Below are 15,194 nucleotides of genomic sequence, written 5' to 3'. Positions count from 1 at the left end.
CTTGTTTCGCGGCAGTTGCCGCCATAATGCGAGCCCTACTTGGCGGCGATAGCCGCCATAATACGTGCCCATGAGCGTTGTCCCTTATGGAAGGAGTTCAGCTCGTATTTCTCATTGGGCGAATGGATGCGGTCATCTTCGAGGCCAAAGCCCACGAGCAGTGATTCCATGCCGAGGAACTTGTCGAAGTCGCCGACAATCGGAATAGAGCCGCCCATGGCGATCAGCACGGCTGGCTTCGGCCATTCATCGGAAAGCGCATCCTTGGCCTTGGAAACAAGCGGGGAATCATAGGGCAGCTGGATGGCTGGCGACCCACCATGCGGATGAAATTCGACTGAGCAATCGGCGGGAACACGCTCTTTCACAAAGGCGCGGAAGGCTTCGCGAATCTTGGCCGGGTCCTGCTTGTGCACGAGGCGGAACGAAACCTTGGCGGAAGCTTCCGCTGCAATAACGGTCTTGAAGCCTTCGCCGGTATAGCCGCCGATAATGCCGTTTACTTCTGCGGTCGGGCGTGCCCAGGTCAGTTCCAGCACGCTGCGGCCCTTCTCGCCGGACGGGATGGAAAGGCCAATGGGGCCAAGGAAGTTTTCCGCTGTACGACCCAGACTCTCCCAGGACTTCAGAATCTGGGTCGGAGTTTCCTCCACGCCGTCATAGAAGTCTGGTACGGTGATGCGTCCGGTTTCGTCGTGCAGGTCGGCCAGAATTTTGGTCAGGATATGGATAGGGTTCGCCGCAGCGCCGCCGAAGAATCCGGAATGCAGATCGCGGTCGGCTGCCTTGATGACAATCTCCTCGCCGACGAGACCGCGCAGGCCGACGCTGATGGCCGGCGTTTCCGTGTCCCACATGGATGTGTCGCAGACGAGCGCCACATCAGCCTTCAGCTCTTGCTTGTTGGCGTCGAGGAAAGGCTTCAACGATGGCGAACCGGATTCTTCCTCACCTTCGAACAGGAGCGTTACCTTGACCGGCAGATTGCCGTTGATCGCCTTATAGGCGCGGCAAGCTTCCACAAAGGTCATGAGCTGGCCCTTGTCGTCGGAGGTGCCGCGACCGGTCAGAATCCTGCGGCCATTGCCAAGGTCCTTGATGGCCGGATCGAAGGGATCGTTTTCCCAAAGGTTCAGCGGGTCGACGGGCTGCACGTCGTAATGACCGTAGAACAGCACATGCGGCGCATCAGCTGTTGCACCTTCGTGATGGGCAACCACCATCGGGTGGCCGGGTGTGTCGCGCACGCTGGCATCGAAACCGATCGACTTCAGATCTTCTACCAGCCATTCAGCGGCTTTGCGGCAATCGGCCTTGTAGGCCGGATCGGTGGAAATCGACTTGATCCGCAGGAGATCGAACAGGCGGTCGAGGCTCTTGTCGAGATTGGCGTCGAGATGGTCGAGAACTTTGTCGAGCGATGGCGTGGACATGGATGCTTCCTGACGAGTCGTAAAACTGGCGGCACAGTACAACCAGCTTTCCGAAGTTAAAACCCTCATTGAGCCCAAGTTAAAGCGGATTTCGGGGAGTAAGGTCTTCCCGCCTGCCGAGTGCCAGAAGAAAGACGAGAAGTGCGAAGATTGCAGGTTCACGCCAGACGAGCGGCGCAAAGGCCGACCAGAACGTTTCCGCAAAAGCGAGGAGCGCAGCGCCAGCCGCCGAGGCAAGTGGCGAGAAATAGCCGCCGACCGCGCCGATCATCAGGATTTTAAGGCCAAGCAGCAACCCGTCGCCGGAATTCATCGTGCCGTAATAGGCGGTCATCAAGATTCCAGCGAGCGCAGCAAGCAGCACGCCGCCGAGATAGGCGATGAGAAGAACCCTCTGTGTGTCGACACCGCAAAGCGCGGCCGCAAAAGCATCGTCTCGCACAGCGCGCCAGTTGCGTCCATGCCGGGTGTGCTGGAGAATGAAACCGCCTGCAAGAACCATGGCTGTCATGAGGGCTGTATTGAGAAGCTGCATGGTCGTGAGGCTGACGGTAGCGTTGCCATTCTGCCAGAAAACGACGGTCTGTTGCAGAAGTGGCGGCAGCCAAAGGCTGCGCGAGGCAGCGGCAAGGCGAACGCTTTCCATGAGCACTATAGCAATGCCGAGTGCTGCCACCATGGCCATGTTAGGCGCTATATGCCGTAGAGGGCGCAGCACGAAATGATGTACGGCGATGCCAGCTGAAAGCGTGTAGAACAAGGCTCCTGCAATGCCGACAGCAAGGGCTGCCGGGAAAACGAGCCAGAGCCGGTCCCAACCAAAGCCGGTAAAAAGGATGAGAAGCTGGCCGGAAAAGGCGACGAACGCGCCATAGCTGATGTCGGCTCGCCGGATTACAGCGAAGCTCACCGCATAGCCGAAGGCAAGCAGGCCATAGAGCGCGGCCAGCGGAACGGCATTGGCGATTTGCTGGAGAATATAAGCCATCGGGCGTTCTCCGACCTTTGCCGATAATTATAACTGCCAAAAAGCATTTTACCAGTTATAATAAACCATGAGCTTTTCATGGACATTGCATCGGTTTTCCGGCGGTGCGCTGGCGCTTGATGTCGCTAACAGCGTGATCCTGCGTGACGAACCGGAACGCAGCGTAGATCGCTTTGCCATACCGGAACAGCTTGCGGCCTTTGCCGAGGCTGCGGGAAGATTTTGTGCGGAGAAGGATTTGGGCTGGCCGCTCTTGCCGGTTCAGCCCGAAAGCCGCGCACGTTTTCTGGCGTTGCGCGAAGCAACTGATCGTTATTTTCGTACCTTTGTTCTGGGGGAAGGCGATAACGATCTTCTCGCGGATTTTCTGGAACGTGCGGCGGATGTGTTTCGCCATACCTACTCATCGCAGGCTCTGGAAACCGCGACAGCGCGATCCGCACTTCGGCTTATGGGCGAGTGTCAGGCGGGAACGGATGGTGGCCGCCTCAAAATATGCGGCAATTGCGGCTGGCTTTTCATGGACCGCAGCCGCAATCGCAGCCGTGTTTGGTGCGATATGCGCGTCTGCGGCAATCGTGCCAAGGCAAGCCGTCATTATTACCGCCATAGGGAGGTGGAAGCATGAGGCCTCTTACCGCATTTGTGCTGGTTTTGGCCCTTGGCTTTTCCGCCACTGGTTGCCAGCGCGAAAAGACGGACGGACCTTTCGAGGTTTCGGGGAGACTGGTGGTTTTTAATTATCGCATCGCACGCGCTAGCTTTCTGGTCACGCTGCGCAAGATCGCGCCGGTTGAGACGGGTGCGACGGTGACGGCCTTCTTCGACAACCCGCAAGGCGGCAAGCCTGTAGAAGTGGTGCGCAAGATGTTTCCGAAGCTCGATACTGTCGCGCTGGAAACGGATGCCCTGCACTGTATCGTCAAGGACAGGCCCTATAATGTGGCGATCCGTATTGTGTCGCTCGATGGAAAGCTGCTGCAAAGCCTGACGACGAGTGTTCGTTCCAGCGAAGACCAATCTGTCCTTCCTGCCGAACCGCTGGTGGTGGGGCCGTTCTATGATCCTAACCCCAAGGTTTTTCATCCTGACGGTAGCACGAATTTCTCACCGGAAAAGGGCTGCCCAACGGCGTCCGGGGGATGAAACCGGGAGTGTAAAAAAGATTTGGCCGTTACGGTGAGGGGGTTACCGTAACGGCCATATCACTACACTCAAAGCGGCAGCCCGGAGAGGGGAATGAGGCTGCCGCTAACATCCGGCATCCAACGGGGGACGGGTCAGAAAACCGGCGACCGACGAACTGTCGATAATCAGGATTTGGCCTTTCAACTGTGGCTATTCAAGGGCACGGAAGATTACAAATCTGTAACAAACGTGTTATCGCGGCGTGATGGGTTCTCTTTCACGTGGACGGTTGTTTCTCCTGACACGGGAGCGGTTTCCTTTATGGTTGCTTTCCTCTAATTCTACCTTATGAAAAAAGGCGATCATCTCTTTCTCGTTGACGGCTCGGGCTATATTTTCCGCGCCTATCATGCCCTGCCACCGCTGACCCGCAAGACGGATGGTCTGCCGGTTGGTGCCGTCTCGGGCTTCTGCAACATGCTGTGGAAGCTCCTGAAGGATGCTCGCAATACGGATGTCGGCGTGGTGCCGACCCATTTCGCGGTTATTTTCGACTATTCGTCGAAGACGTTCCGCAACGAAATCTATCCCGAATACAAGGCCAATCGCACCGCGCCGCCGGAAGATCTCATTCCGCAGTTCGGCCTCATCCGTCAGGCAACGCGCGCGTTCAATCTGCCTTGCATCGAGAAGGAGGGTTTCGAGGCCGACGATCTGATCGCGACCTATGCCCGTGTCGCCGAACAGGCAGGTGGTGACGTCACCATCGTTTCGTCCGACAAGGATCTCATGCAGCTCGTGACGCCAAGCGTGTCGATGTATGACAGCATGAAAGACAAGCAGATTTCGATCCCGGAAGTGATCGAGAAATGGGGCGTTCCGCCGGAAAAAATGATCGACCTGCAATCGCTGACCGGCGACAGCACCGACAATGTTCCCGGCATCCCCGGCATCGGTCCCAAGACGGCGGCGCAATTGCTGGAAGAGTTCGGTGATCTCGACACGCTTCTGGCCCGCGCTTCCGAAATCAAGCAGAACAAGCGTCGCGAAAACATTCTGGCCTTTGCCGACCAGACGAAGATTTCGCGCGAGCTGGTTACGCTCAAGACCGATGTTCCGCTGGATGTCGATCTCGACGGTCTGGTGCTTGAACCGCAGAACGGCCCGAAGCTGATTGGCTTCCTGAAGGCAATGGAGTTCACTTCACTCACTCGCCGGGTGGCCGAGGCAACTGACACTGACGCTTCTGCCGTCGAACCATGCCATGTGGAGACCGACTGGGGCGCGGATGCGCACGGTCCAGATGTCGATGTTCCCGCCAAAACTGATGATGCGGCGACGCAATCCGCCTCGACATCGACCGTCACGGCCTCGGATCAAGGCTATACGCCGAAGGCGCTCGCGGAAAAGCGGGCGGCGGAAGCAACCGCGCAGACCATCGATACGAGTGCGTATACCTGCATTCGCGACATAGCCACACTGAAACTGTGGCTCGCAGAGGCGGTTGAAATCGGGGTTCTGGCCTTCGATACGGAAACGACGTCGCTCGATCCGATGCAGGCGGAACTGGTCGGCTTTTCGCTGGCACTGGCGCCGGGCAAGGCGGCTTACATCCCGCTTCAGCACAAATCCGGTGCTGGTGATCTTCTCGGCGGCGGCATGGTCGAGGGACAAATTCCGCTGGGTGAAGCGCTGGCGGCTTTGAAGGTCGTGCTTGAGGACGCTTCCGTTCTCAAGATCGCGCAGAACATGAAATATGACTGGCTGGTCATGCGCCGCCATGGGATCAATGCGGTGTCGTTCGATGATACGATGCTGATTTCCTATGTGCTGGACGCGGGGACGGGCAGCCATGGCATGGACCCGTTGTCCGAGCGCTGGCTCGGCCATACGCCAATTCCCTACAAGGATGTGGCGGGAAGCGGCAAAAGCGCCGTCAGCTTCGACATGGTCGATCTGGATCGTGCTACGGCTTATGCAGCGGAAGATGCCGACGTGACGTTGCGCCTTTGGCAAGTGCTGAAGCCGCGCCTTGCCGCCGAAGAGCTGATGTCTGTCTATGAACGTCTGGAACGTCCGCTGGTCGATGTTCTGGCGCGCATGGAAGAACGCGGCATTGCCGTTGACCGACAGGTATTGTCGCGCCTTTCCGGCGATCTGGCGCAGGCTGCTGCAGCCTACGAAGACGAGATTTACGAACTGGCAGGTGAGAAGTTCACCATCGGTTCGCCCAAGCAGCTTGGCGACATTCTTTTCGGCAAGATGGGCCTTCCGGGCGCGTCGAAAACCAAGACCGGCCAATGGTCGACCTCTGCACAAGTGCTGGAAGACCTCGCTGCTGAAGGCCATCCGCTGCCGCGCAAGATCGTCGATTGGCGCCAGCTTACCAAGCTCAAATCCACCTATACGGATGCTCTGCCGGGGTTCATTAACCCAGAGACCAAGCGCGTTCATACGTCCTATGCCATGGCGTCCACCTCGACCGGACGTCTCTCGTCATCCGATCCGAACCTGCAAAATATTCCGGTTCGCACAGCCGAAGGCCGCAAGATCAGGACAGCCTTCATCGCCGAACCCGGCAACAAGCTGGTTTCTGCCGATTACAGCCAGATCGAACTGCGTGTCCTGGCGCATGTGGCCGATATCGCGCAATTGAAACAGGCATTTGCCGACGGCATAGACATTCACGCCATGACGGCATCCGAAATGTTCGGCGTGCCGGTCGAAGGCATGCCGTCGGAAGTGCGCCGACGCGCCAAGGCGATCAATTTCGGTATCATCTACGGCATTTCCGCATTCGGTCTGGCGAACCAGTTGTCGATTCCGCGCGAAGAGGCAGGTCAATATATTCGGACCTATTTCGAGCGCTTTCCCGGCATCAAGGACTACATGGAGGCGACCAAGGCTTTCGCGCGCGAGCATGGTTATGTCGAAACGATTTTCGGCCGCCGTGCGCATTATCCAGATATCAGGGCATCCAACCCGCAGGTCCGCGCTTTCAACGAGCGCGCTGCCATCAATGCGCCTATACAGGGTTCTGCGGCCGACATTATCCGCCGCGCCATGATCCGTATGGAAGATGCACTGGCTGCGCAAAACCTTGCCGCGCGCATGTTGTTGCAAGTGCACGACGAACTGATCTTCGAAGTGCCTGATAATGAAGTCGAAAAGACCATTCCGGTCGTTCGTCACATTATGGAAAATGCGGCAATGCCTGCCGTCTCGCTTGCTGTGCCGCTGCATGTCGATGCGCGCGCAGCGCATAACTGGGATGAGGCACACTAGAGCGCATTCCGAAAAGTGTGAAACGGTTTTCGGGCCAAATGCGCGTCAAAAAGGACCAGAGGGGCGGTACGATTCAATCGGATCGAATTACGCTCTGAGGTTTGGCCGGTTGACCTGAGCGGCCCAACCCTATAGGGAAGCATCAATTCTGTTGCTTCGGTGGTCGTCAGGGGAGTCGTGGACAAGTGGGTTCACGACCAATGGGTATACGGCTTGAGAAGCTTTTTTCGTGAAAGTGGTTCATGTCTTTGCCCGAAACCATCGCTCCGGCTCTGTCCGGAGCATTAGCCGCTCGCGGTTATAATACACTCACCGCCGTTCAAAATGCCGTTCTGGCACCCGAAACGCTCAATGCCGATCTTCTCGTTTCCGCACAAACCGGATCGGGCAAGACAGTTGCTTTCGGCCTTGCCATGGCCAACACCCTCCTCGAAGACGAACTACGTTTCGGCGATGCCGGTGCGCCGCTTGCAATGATTATCGCGCCGACGCGCGAACTGGCGCTTCAGGTTCGTCGTGAACTGGAATGGCTCTATGCCGATACAGGTGCGCGCATCGCATCCTGCGTTGGCGGTATGGATATCCGCACCGAGCGTCGTGCGCTGGAACGTGGCGCCCACATCGTTGTCGGTACGCCGGGACGTCTGCGCGACCATATCACCCGCGATGCTCTCGACATGTCGGAACTGCGTGCCGTCGTTCTCGATGAAGCTGACGAAATGCTCGACATGGGCTTTCGCGAGGACCTCGAATTCATCCTCGGCGAAGCGCCGGATGACCGCCGCACGCTGATGTTCTCGGCAACCGTGCCGAAGCCGATTGCCCAGCTTGCCAAGCGCTTCCAGAACGACGCGCTTCGTCTCACCGTCCAGAGCGAAACCAGCCAGCACGCCGACATCGACTATGTTGCCATGCCGGTGCCGCCGCATGAGCGCGACCACGCGATCATCAATACGCTGCTCTATTACGACAGCCAGAACTCGATCATTTTCTGCTCGACCCGCGAAGCGGTGAAGCATATGGCGAGCCGACTTTCCAATCGCGGTTTCGCTGTGGTTGCACTGTCCGGCGAATTGAGCCAGGCGGAACGCAACAACGCGCTTCAGGCAATGCGTGATGGACGCGCCCGCGTCTGCGTGGCAACCGACGTTGCCGCACGCGGTATCGATCTGCCCAATCTCGATCTCGTTATTCACGCCGATCTTCCGAACAATCCAGAAACGATGCTGCACCGTTCGGGTCGTACAGGTCGCGCAGGTCGCAAGGGCACCTGCGTGCTGGTCGTGCCGTTCTCACGTCGCCGCACTGCAGAGCGCCTTCTGCACATGGCAAAGCTCGATGCACAGACGGTTCCGGCACCAAGCATTGCTGCTGTTCAAGCAAAAACCAATGAGCGCATTTTGAATGCGGAAGTCTTCAATCAGCCGGTTGAAGAAGAGTATCAGGATCTCCTGAAGGCGCTGACCGAGCGTTATACGCCGGAACAGATTGCAAGCGCCTTCCTCAACCGCGAAGTTGCGTCCTACCCCGCAGCGGAAGAAGTCTCCGATGCTCCTGTGCATCCGGTTGGTGGCAAGAAGCCCCGGGATCGTTTTGAAAAAGGCGAGCGCTCTGATCGCGGCGACCGCGGCGACCGCTTCGAGCGCGGAGAGCGTCGTGAGCGTGGCGAACCGGGCGAACGTTTTGACCGTAATGCACATTTTGACGGCGTCTGGTTCTCGGTTTCTGCTGGTCGCAAGCATCGCGCCGATCCGAAGTGGCTGCTGCCGCTCATCTGCAAGGCGGGCGATGTTTCCAAGCGCGACGTTGGTTCGATCAAGATTTTCGATAATGAAACCCGCTTTGAAATCACGGCCTCGAAGGCTGATGAGTTCCGCCGTTCGGTCGAAGAACGCGGCACTGGTGAAAAGGGTCTTGTGATCCGCACTGCCGTTGCAGGTGCAGGCGGTGACGCTGCCCCGCGTGAAGGCAAGGGTGGCTTCAAACCACGTGGCGACAAGTTCAAGGAAGGTGGCTTCCGCGACGGCTACAAGAGCGATGGCTATAAAGGCGACCGCTCGAAGGGCGACAAGTGGGACAAGCCGCGTGATTTTTCCCGCGGAGACGACTTCAAGAAAGACGGCTTCAAGAAGGGCGGCAAAAAGCCCGAAGGCGGCGGTTACAGCAAGAAGCGTCGCGGCGAGTAATAATCAGAAACGAAAAAGCAACGGTGTTAGGCGTCAAGCACCGTTGCGTTGGCGTCTCGCATTCTAGCATTTAGGATGATGATCATTTTACGCATGACGGCGACAAGTGCGACCTTTCCGGGCTTTCCTTGCTGCTTGAGACGCGTGAAGAATGCCTTCATGTCGGGATCGAAACGAATGGCAGGCAGCGCTGCGACGTAAAGCGCGTCGCGCAGATGTCTTCTACCACCTGCAATCATGCGCTTGCCGCGCATCAGACCACTATCGCGATTAAGCGGCGCAACGCCAACCAGCTTGGCAATTTGTCCTTTGTCAGTATGCCCCAGTTCCGGCAGGTCGGCCAGGATGAAGCATGCCGTTCGTAGGCCGATCCCCTTGAGCGACATCAAAACCTCGGCCTTCCGGCCCAACTCTGCATCCGCTTTCAGGCAAGCCGTCATTTCATCCACGATAGCCTGACGCTGATCGAGCAGGAAACGCAGGCTTTCCTCGATCCAGACTTTCGTTCGCCCGGTCAACTTCTCCCGGCGATTTTTCTCCTGCACGATCATGTGCGACAATTGTCTGTAACGACTGACAAAATCCGCCAGAGCCCGCTCCTGAGAAGAGCGTTGTGGCAGAATTCTTGTTTCCATGCGCCTTGCATAATCGGCAAGAATGAAGGCGTCGATCCTGTCGGTCTTGGAGAGTTGGCCACAGGCACGTGCAAACTGCCTGATCTGCTTCGCATTGACCTTGGCGACAGGCAATCGCGCGGCCTGCAAGGCGGCAACGACAAGGCGCTCGTAACCGCCGGTCGGTTCGAGAACCAGACGTTCAATATCGTCCACAGTTGCGAGAAAGGCGAGAAAACTGGCAATGCCTGCTGCCGTATTTTGATAGGTCACTGTCTGGCCATCCGGCAGAACGCAGGCATCCAAAGACGATTTTGATATGTCGATGCCGACAAAACGGCTAGTATAAGACATGAGGCTGGTCTCCCTTATACACGAGCGCGAAGCTCCCTCAACGGTGCGACAAGACCTCAAAAGCTGCAAAGGGTTCTGCTTTTTTACGAACGAAAGTTCACGCCCCGATGGGCTCAACCGCTTTGCAGCAGCCATTGCGGTGTTGCATTCACCACAATGACATAGAGGCCGGAACGAAGTTTAACGTTCCGGCCTCAAATGTATAAGCCCCGGATTTCCGGGGCTTTTTTACTGGCAAAACCCCGAGAGGCTATCCGGCCTTTCGGGGCTTTCTTTATCAAACGTCCAGATTGGCAACGCTCAGTGCGTTTTCCTGGATGAATTCGCGACGCGGTTCGACCTCGTCGCCCATGAGGCGCGTGAAGAGTGAATCGGCGTCGGTTGCATCCGTCACCTTGACTTGCAGCAGCGAACGCACATTCGGATCGAGTGTGGTTTCCCAAAGCTGCTCGGCGTTCATTTCGCCCAAGCCTTTATAACGCTGCAGGGTCAGCCCCTTGCGGCCCGTCGCAAAGATCGCATCGAGCAGGCCCATCGGGCCGGAAAGTGTCTCCACCTTGTCCTTGCGGCGCAGCACCGGTGGCTCGGCAAAGACTTCCGACAGGCGTGCAGCCACGCGGTCGATCTGGCGGGCATCGGCAGAACCGAGCAGCGCCATGTCGAGAATGGCAACATCCTTCACGCCGCGCACCATGCGCTCGAAGCGATAGCCACCATCTTCCGTTACATGTGCTTCCCAGCCACGCTCGGTTTCTTCCGAGATCATGTCGAGACGCTTTGCAACAATATCGGCAGAACGCTGTGCGGTTGCATTGTCTTTCGAGGCATCCGGGTTCAGCAGCCCGGCAATGGCCGCCTGTTCCACCACGCGACGATCATAGCGCGTGTGAAGACCGGCCAGAAGCTGACGCATGGTGCGGGCATCTTCCACAACCGAACGCAGGTCCGGCCCGGCGCGAACTTCGCCGCTTGCCATTTCCAGCGTGGCTTCTTCAAGACCTGTCTCGATGAGGAAGTCTTCGAAGGCGGCCTCGTTCTTGATGTATTGCGAGGACTTGCCGCGCGACACCTTATAGAGCGGCGGCTGCGCAATATATATATGGCCGCGCTCGATCAGTTCCGGCATCTGGCGGAAGAAGAAGGTCAGCAGCAATGTACGGATATGCGCGCCATCGACGTCAGCATCGGTCATGATGATGATCTTGTGATAGCGCAGCTTGTCCGGGTTGAAGCCGTGCGTTTCATCCTTGCCGATCGATGTGCCGAGCGCAGTAATGAGCGTGCCGACCTGGTCGGACGAGATCATGCGGTCGAAGCGGACGCGTTCCACATTCAGAATCTTGCCGCGCAGCGGCAGAATGGCCTGGTTCTGGCGCGAACGACCGCTCTTGGCGGAACCACCTGCCGAGTCACCCTCGACGATGAAGATTTCAGACTTGGCCGGATCGCGCTCTTGACAGTCGGCAAGCTTGCCGGGCAAGGACGTCACGCTCAGATTGCTCTTGCGGGTGATGTCACGCGCCTTGCGGGCAGCTTCACGGGCAGCAGCGGCCTGAATGACCTTTTCGACCACGATCTTGCCGCCAGCCGGATGTTCTTCAAGCCATGTGGAAAGTGCTTCGTTGACGAGGCTTTCCACAACCGGGCGAACTTCCGACGAAACCAGCTTGTCCTTGGTTTGCGACGAAAACTTAGGATCGGGAACCTTGACCGAAAGAACGGCGGTCAGGCCTTCGCGGCAGTCATCGCCGGTAAGCTGCACCTTTTCCTTCTTGGTCATGCCCGAAGCATCGGCATAGCCCGTCACCTGACGGGTCAGCGCGCCGCGGAAACCGGCCAGATGCGTGCCGCCGTCGCGCTGCGGGATGTTGTTGGTGAAGCACAGTACCTTCTCGTGGTAGGAATCGTTCCACCACATGGCGACTTCAACCGTCATGCCGTCTTTTTCACTGCGGATATAGATCGGCTCTTCCAGAAGCGATTTTTTGCTCTGGTCGATATATTTCACGAACTCCACAAGCCCGCCATCATAGTGCAACTCATGCTCAACGACATCCGCATGGCGGCGGTCGGTGAGCTTGATGCGTACACCGGAATTGAGGAAGGCGAGTTCGCGCAGGCGGCGTTCCAGCGTGTCGAAATCGAATTCGACCATGCTGAAGGTATCAGGCGAGGGCAGGAAGCTGACTTCTGTACCCGTCTCCGCACCAGCATCACCGGTTACCACGAGCGGAGCATCGGCCACGCCATGGGTAAAGCTCATCTCATGAATCTTGCCGGAGCGGCGGATCTTCAGCTTCAGCCAGATCGACAGCGCGTTCACCACCGATACGCCGACGCCATGCAGGCCACCGGAAACCTTGTAGGAATTCTGGTCGAACTTACCGCCTGCGTGGAGCTGGGTCATGATGACCTCCGCCGCCGAAACGCCTTCTTCCTTATGGATGTCGGTCGGGATGCCGCGACCGTTATCGGTCACGGTGCAGGACCCGTCCGGATTGAGGGCGACCGTGACAAGCGTGGCATGTCCTGCCAGCGCTTCGTCGATCGCATTGTCCACGACCTCGTAGACCATATGATGCAGGCCGGAGCCGTCATCCGTGTCACCGATATACATGCCGGGGCGCTTGCGAACAGCATCCAGACCTTTCAGAACACGAATGGAATCCGCGCCATATTCGGCGGGGGCTTCGGAATTCATCTCGGGCATCTCGCTCATGAAAATCTTTCGAAAAACGCGCTGCGAATGCAGCTTCAAAGATATGTCGAATCACGCGACAAACATGGCTTTAATATAGGTGCTAAAGGCTTTTTTTCCAAATTCTGGCGGTAAATTTACCGGGGATTCCGGCAGTTGGTTCATATGTGAACAGTAGCGGTGCCACTTGGCTTCTGGAACCGCCACAATTGACGCTTATATCCGGTTTGACGGGGGCGTTCTCGACCTGTTTTATGACGAAAGGAACGCTTGATGGAAATTGCGAACGTCATGAACGAAAGACCAAGGCCATTCGTGCCGCCCGCACCGCGTCCGCGCGAAAAACCGGTAGGGCGTTTCGAGATGATGCGGGTCGTCTACAAGAACCCGCTCGAGCTTTGGGGCGAGCCTTCCTATAACGAGCGGTGGATTTCCGTCAGCTGGTTCGGCATGAAAACCATCATCGCCAACGATCCGGGGCTGATCCGCCATGTGCTGGTCGACAATGCCGCCAATTATCCCATGTCCGCCATTCGCCAGCGCGTGCTGCGCCCCCTGTTGCGTGATGGTCTGCTGACGGCGGAAGGCCAGGTATGGAAGCGGTCGCGAAAAGCCATGGCGCCGGTTTTTACCCCGCGCCATATCGGCGGTTTTGCTGAAACCATGCGCGACCGGTCGCTCCAGTTCGTCGAGCGATACAAGACCCCCGGCACGATCACCGATGTCGCCCATGACATGACGCTCCTGACCTATGATATTCTGGCCGAGACGCTATTCTCGGGAGAGATTGCAGGCGATCCAAACGATTTCGCACATCAGATCGACAAGCTGTTCGAGACCATGGGACGGGTCGATCCGTTCGACCTTCTGGGACTGCCCGACTGGCTGCCGCGCCTCACGCGGTTGCGTGGACAGCAATCGCTGGGTTTCTTCCGCGAACTGGTCTCAAACACCATCGCGTTGCGTAAAACGCGCATGGACAGGCAAGAAGATGTGCCGAGCGACTTCCTCACTTTGCTTCTGCGCGCCGAAGGACTGGACGGACTGAGCCGCTCCGAAATCGAAGACAACATCATCACCTTCATTGGTGCCGGTCACGAGACGACCGCCCGCGCACTCGGCTGGACGCTTTATCTGCTCGCGAAGGCACCGCGTGAACGTGAATTTATCGAATTGGAAATCGATGGTTTTTTTGCAAAAGGTGGACGTGATCTGCCGCCGGAGGAATGGCTGGCCTCGCTGCCTTTCACGCGTGCCGCCTTTGAGGAGGCGATGCGGCTTTATCCGCCTGCACCATCGATCAATCGTGAGGCGGCAACCGATGATGCATATGACGATCTGACAATCCCGAAGGGCGCGACCGTGTTGGTCATGCCGTGGGTCATTCATCGCCATAGGCTCTACTGGGACCAGCCGGACGCTTTCATGCCTGAACGTTTCTGGCCAGAAAACCGCGACAGGCTGGATCGCTTTCAGTATCTACCCTTCGGCGCAGGCCCGCGCGTCTGCATCGGCGCGAGTTTTGCCTTGCAGGAGGCTGTGATTGCGCTTGCCATCCTGCTCGACGGACGCCGCTTCGAGGTGCTGGACACAACTAAGCCGTGGCCAGTGCAAAAGCTCACGACCCAGCCTCAGGGCGGTCTGCCGATGAAGGTTTTGAAGCGCTGATTAGCGCTTCAACCGGTCAGCATGCCATTTCAAGTGGTCGTCCATGACGGTCGAGATGAAGAAATAGGAATGGTCATAGCCTTCACGCATATTGAGCGTGAGGGGAATGCCTGCCTTTTTGCATGCCTGTTCCAGAAGCCACGGACGCAAGCCTTCATCGAGAAAGCCATCCGCGGTGCCTTGATCAACCAGAAACTCTGGGAACCGATAGCCGTCTTCGATCAAAAGCGTGGCATCATAGGCGCGCCAGGCCCGTTCTTCCGGTCCGAGATATTTTTCCAGCGCCGGTCTGGACCAGCCTGCCGTTGAAGGCTGGACGATGGGTGCAAATGCAGATGCTGATTTGAAACGGTCCGGGTTTTTCAGCGCAATGGTTAGCGCGCCATGACCGCCCATGGAATGGCCAGTGATTGCCTGCCGCGCCATATCGAGCGGAAATTTGCGCGCCACCAGATCGGTCAGCTCTTCGGTTATGTAGCTGTACATCTGGTAGTTCGTGGCGAAAGGTTCTTGCGTGGCGTCGACATAAAAACCGGCACCCTTGCCGAATTGCCAGTTGTCGGGCTCATCCGGAATGTCATCACCGCGCGGGCTCGTATCGGGGCAAATAACGGCAATTCCTAATTTGGAAGCCATTTGCCGATATTCGCCCTTGTCCATCATATTCTGATGTGTGCAGGTGAGGCCCGAGAGATACCAAAGCACCGGCACCGGTCCGGTTGCGGCCTGCGGTGGCAGGAAGACGGCAAAGGTCATGTCGCACTGGTTCGTCTCGCTTTTGTGGCGATAGACACCTTGCGTTCCATCAAAGCACTTGGCGGTCGAAATGGTTTCCATGAA

At 57.5% G+C, this 15,194-nt stretch carries 10 protein-coding genes; 5 read left to right on the top strand and 5 right to left on the bottom strand.

Annotation, left to right across the window (positions count from 1 at the left end; translation table 11 throughout):
• Nucleotides 1-35 precede the first annotated feature (35 nt).
• Together MKS82_RS09385 and MKS82_RS09380 are read right to left on the bottom strand one after the other, a co-directional pair.
• Nucleotides 36-1,433: a dipeptidase gene (locus MKS82_RS09385; RefSeq protein ID WP_176036371.1), complete on the bottom strand. Its 1,398-nt coding sequence runs from the start codon at nt 1,431-1,433 to the stop codon at nt 36-38.
• A 79-nt stretch (nt 1,434-1,512) separates the two neighbouring features.
• Nucleotides 1,513-2,421 carry a branched-chain amino acid ABC transporter permease gene (locus MKS82_RS09380; protein WP_109989249.1) on the bottom strand — a complete coding sequence of 303 codons (909 nt, stop codon included), beginning with the start codon at nt 2,419-2,421 and terminating at the stop codon, nt 1,513-1,515.
• Nucleotides 2,422-2,488: 67 nt separating this feature from the next.
• On the opposite strand from MKS82_RS09380, the gene MKS82_RS09375 reads away from it, so the two are divergent.
• The 4 genes from MKS82_RS09375 to MKS82_RS09360 all read left to right on the top strand — a co-directional run bounded on the left by MKS82_RS09375 (nt 2,489) and on the right by MKS82_RS09360 (nt 9,020).
• Nucleotides 2,489-3,049: a CGNR zinc finger domain-containing protein gene (locus MKS82_RS09375; RefSeq protein WP_109989250.1), complete on the top strand. Its 561-nt coding sequence runs from the start codon at nt 2,489-2,491 to the stop codon at nt 3,047-3,049.
• Entirely contained in the window at nt 3,046-3,567 is a 522-nt protein-coding gene (locus MKS82_RS09370; protein ID WP_109989251.1) for a hypothetical protein, read from the top strand. Before MKS82_RS09375 ends, MKS82_RS09370 begins: the two co-directional genes overlap by 4 nt.
• A gap of 330 nt (nt 3,568-3,897) precedes the next feature.
• A complete protein-coding gene (gene polA, locus MKS82_RS09365; RefSeq protein ID WP_109989252.1) occupies nt 3,898-6,834 on the top strand; it encodes a DNA polymerase I in 2,937 nt (978 codons plus the stop codon).
• A gap of 242 nt (nt 6,835-7,076) precedes the next feature.
• The gene (locus MKS82_RS09360) at nt 7,077-9,020 is read left to right on the top strand and encodes a DEAD/DEAH box helicase (protein WP_240578644.1); all 1,944 of its coding nucleotides are present in this window, start codon (nt 7,077-7,079) and stop codon (nt 9,018-9,020) included.
• Nucleotides 9,021-9,046: 26 nt separating this feature from the next.
• Here MKS82_RS09360 and MKS82_RS09355 read toward each other — a convergent pair whose 3' ends face one another.
• Entirely contained in the window at nt 9,047-9,988 is a 942-nt protein-coding gene (locus tag MKS82_RS09355) for an IS110 family transposase (protein ID WP_024897869.1), read from the bottom strand.
• 277 nt (nt 9,989-10,265) lie between these two features.
• On the bottom strand, nt 10,266-12,707 hold the full coding sequence (gene gyrB / locus MKS82_RS09350) for a DNA topoisomerase (ATP-hydrolyzing) subunit B (RefSeq protein WP_109986251.1): 2,442 nt from the start codon (nt 12,705-12,707) through the stop codon (nt 10,266-10,268).
• Between the two features lie 252 nt (nt 12,708-12,959).
• On the opposite strand from gyrB, the gene MKS82_RS09345 reads away from it, so the two are divergent.
• Nucleotides 12,960-14,354: a cytochrome P450 gene (locus tag MKS82_RS09345; RefSeq protein ID WP_109985866.1), complete on the top strand. Its 1,395-nt coding sequence runs from the start codon at nt 12,960-12,962 to the stop codon at nt 14,352-14,354.
• Here MKS82_RS09345 and fghA read toward each other — a convergent pair whose 3' ends face one another.
• Nucleotides 14,355-15,191: an S-formylglutathione hydrolase gene (gene fghA / locus MKS82_RS09340; protein ID WP_109985867.1), complete on the bottom strand. Its 837-nt coding sequence runs from the start codon at nt 15,189-15,191 to the stop codon at nt 14,355-14,357.
• Nucleotides 15,192-15,194 lie beyond the last annotated feature (3 nt).

Origin of the sequence: Ochrobactrum sp. A-1, from assembly GCF_022488005.1 — a bacterium.
Classification (GTDB): domain Bacteria; phylum Pseudomonadota; class Alphaproteobacteria; order Rhizobiales; family Rhizobiaceae; genus Brucella.
Note: the sequence above shows the minus strand (reverse complement) of the source record. Positions and strands in the feature narration are given on the sequence as shown.

Excerpts from the sequence above, each read along its gene's own strand:
- MKS82_RS09385 (WP_176036371.1), bottom strand. The coding sequence starts at position 1,433 with ATGTCCACGCCATCGCTCGACAAAGTTCTCGACCATCTCGACGCCAAT.
- fghA (WP_109985867.1), bottom strand. The coding sequence starts at position 15,191 with ATGGAAACCATTTCGACCGCCAAGTGCTTTGATGGAACGCAAGGTGTC.
- MKS82_RS09370 (WP_109989251.1), top strand. The coding sequence starts at position 3,046 with ATGAGGCCTCTTACCGCATTTGTGCTGGTTTTGGCCCTTGGCTTTTCC.
- MKS82_RS09355 (WP_024897869.1), bottom strand. The coding sequence starts at position 9,988 with ATGTCTTATACTAGCCGTTTTGTCGGCATCGACATATCAAAATCGTCT.
- MKS82_RS09375 (WP_109989250.1), top strand. The coding sequence starts at position 2,489 with ATGAGCTTTTCATGGACATTGCATCGGTTTTCCGGCGGTGCGCTGGCG.
- gyrB (WP_109986251.1), bottom strand. The coding sequence starts at position 12,707 with ATGAGCGAGATGCCCGAGATGAATTCCGAAGCCCCCGCCGAATATGGC.
- MKS82_RS09360 (WP_240578644.1), top strand. The coding sequence starts at position 7,077 with ATGTCTTTGCCCGAAACCATCGCTCCGGCTCTGTCCGGAGCATTAGCC.
- polA (WP_109989252.1), top strand. The coding sequence starts at position 3,898 with ATGAAAAAAGGCGATCATCTCTTTCTCGTTGACGGCTCGGGCTATATT.
- MKS82_RS09380 (WP_109989249.1), bottom strand. The coding sequence starts at position 2,421 with ATGGCTTATATTCTCCAGCAAATCGCCAATGCCGTTCCGCTGGCCGCG.
- MKS82_RS09345 (WP_109985866.1), top strand. The coding sequence starts at position 12,960 with ATGGAAATTGCGAACGTCATGAACGAAAGACCAAGGCCATTCGTGCCG.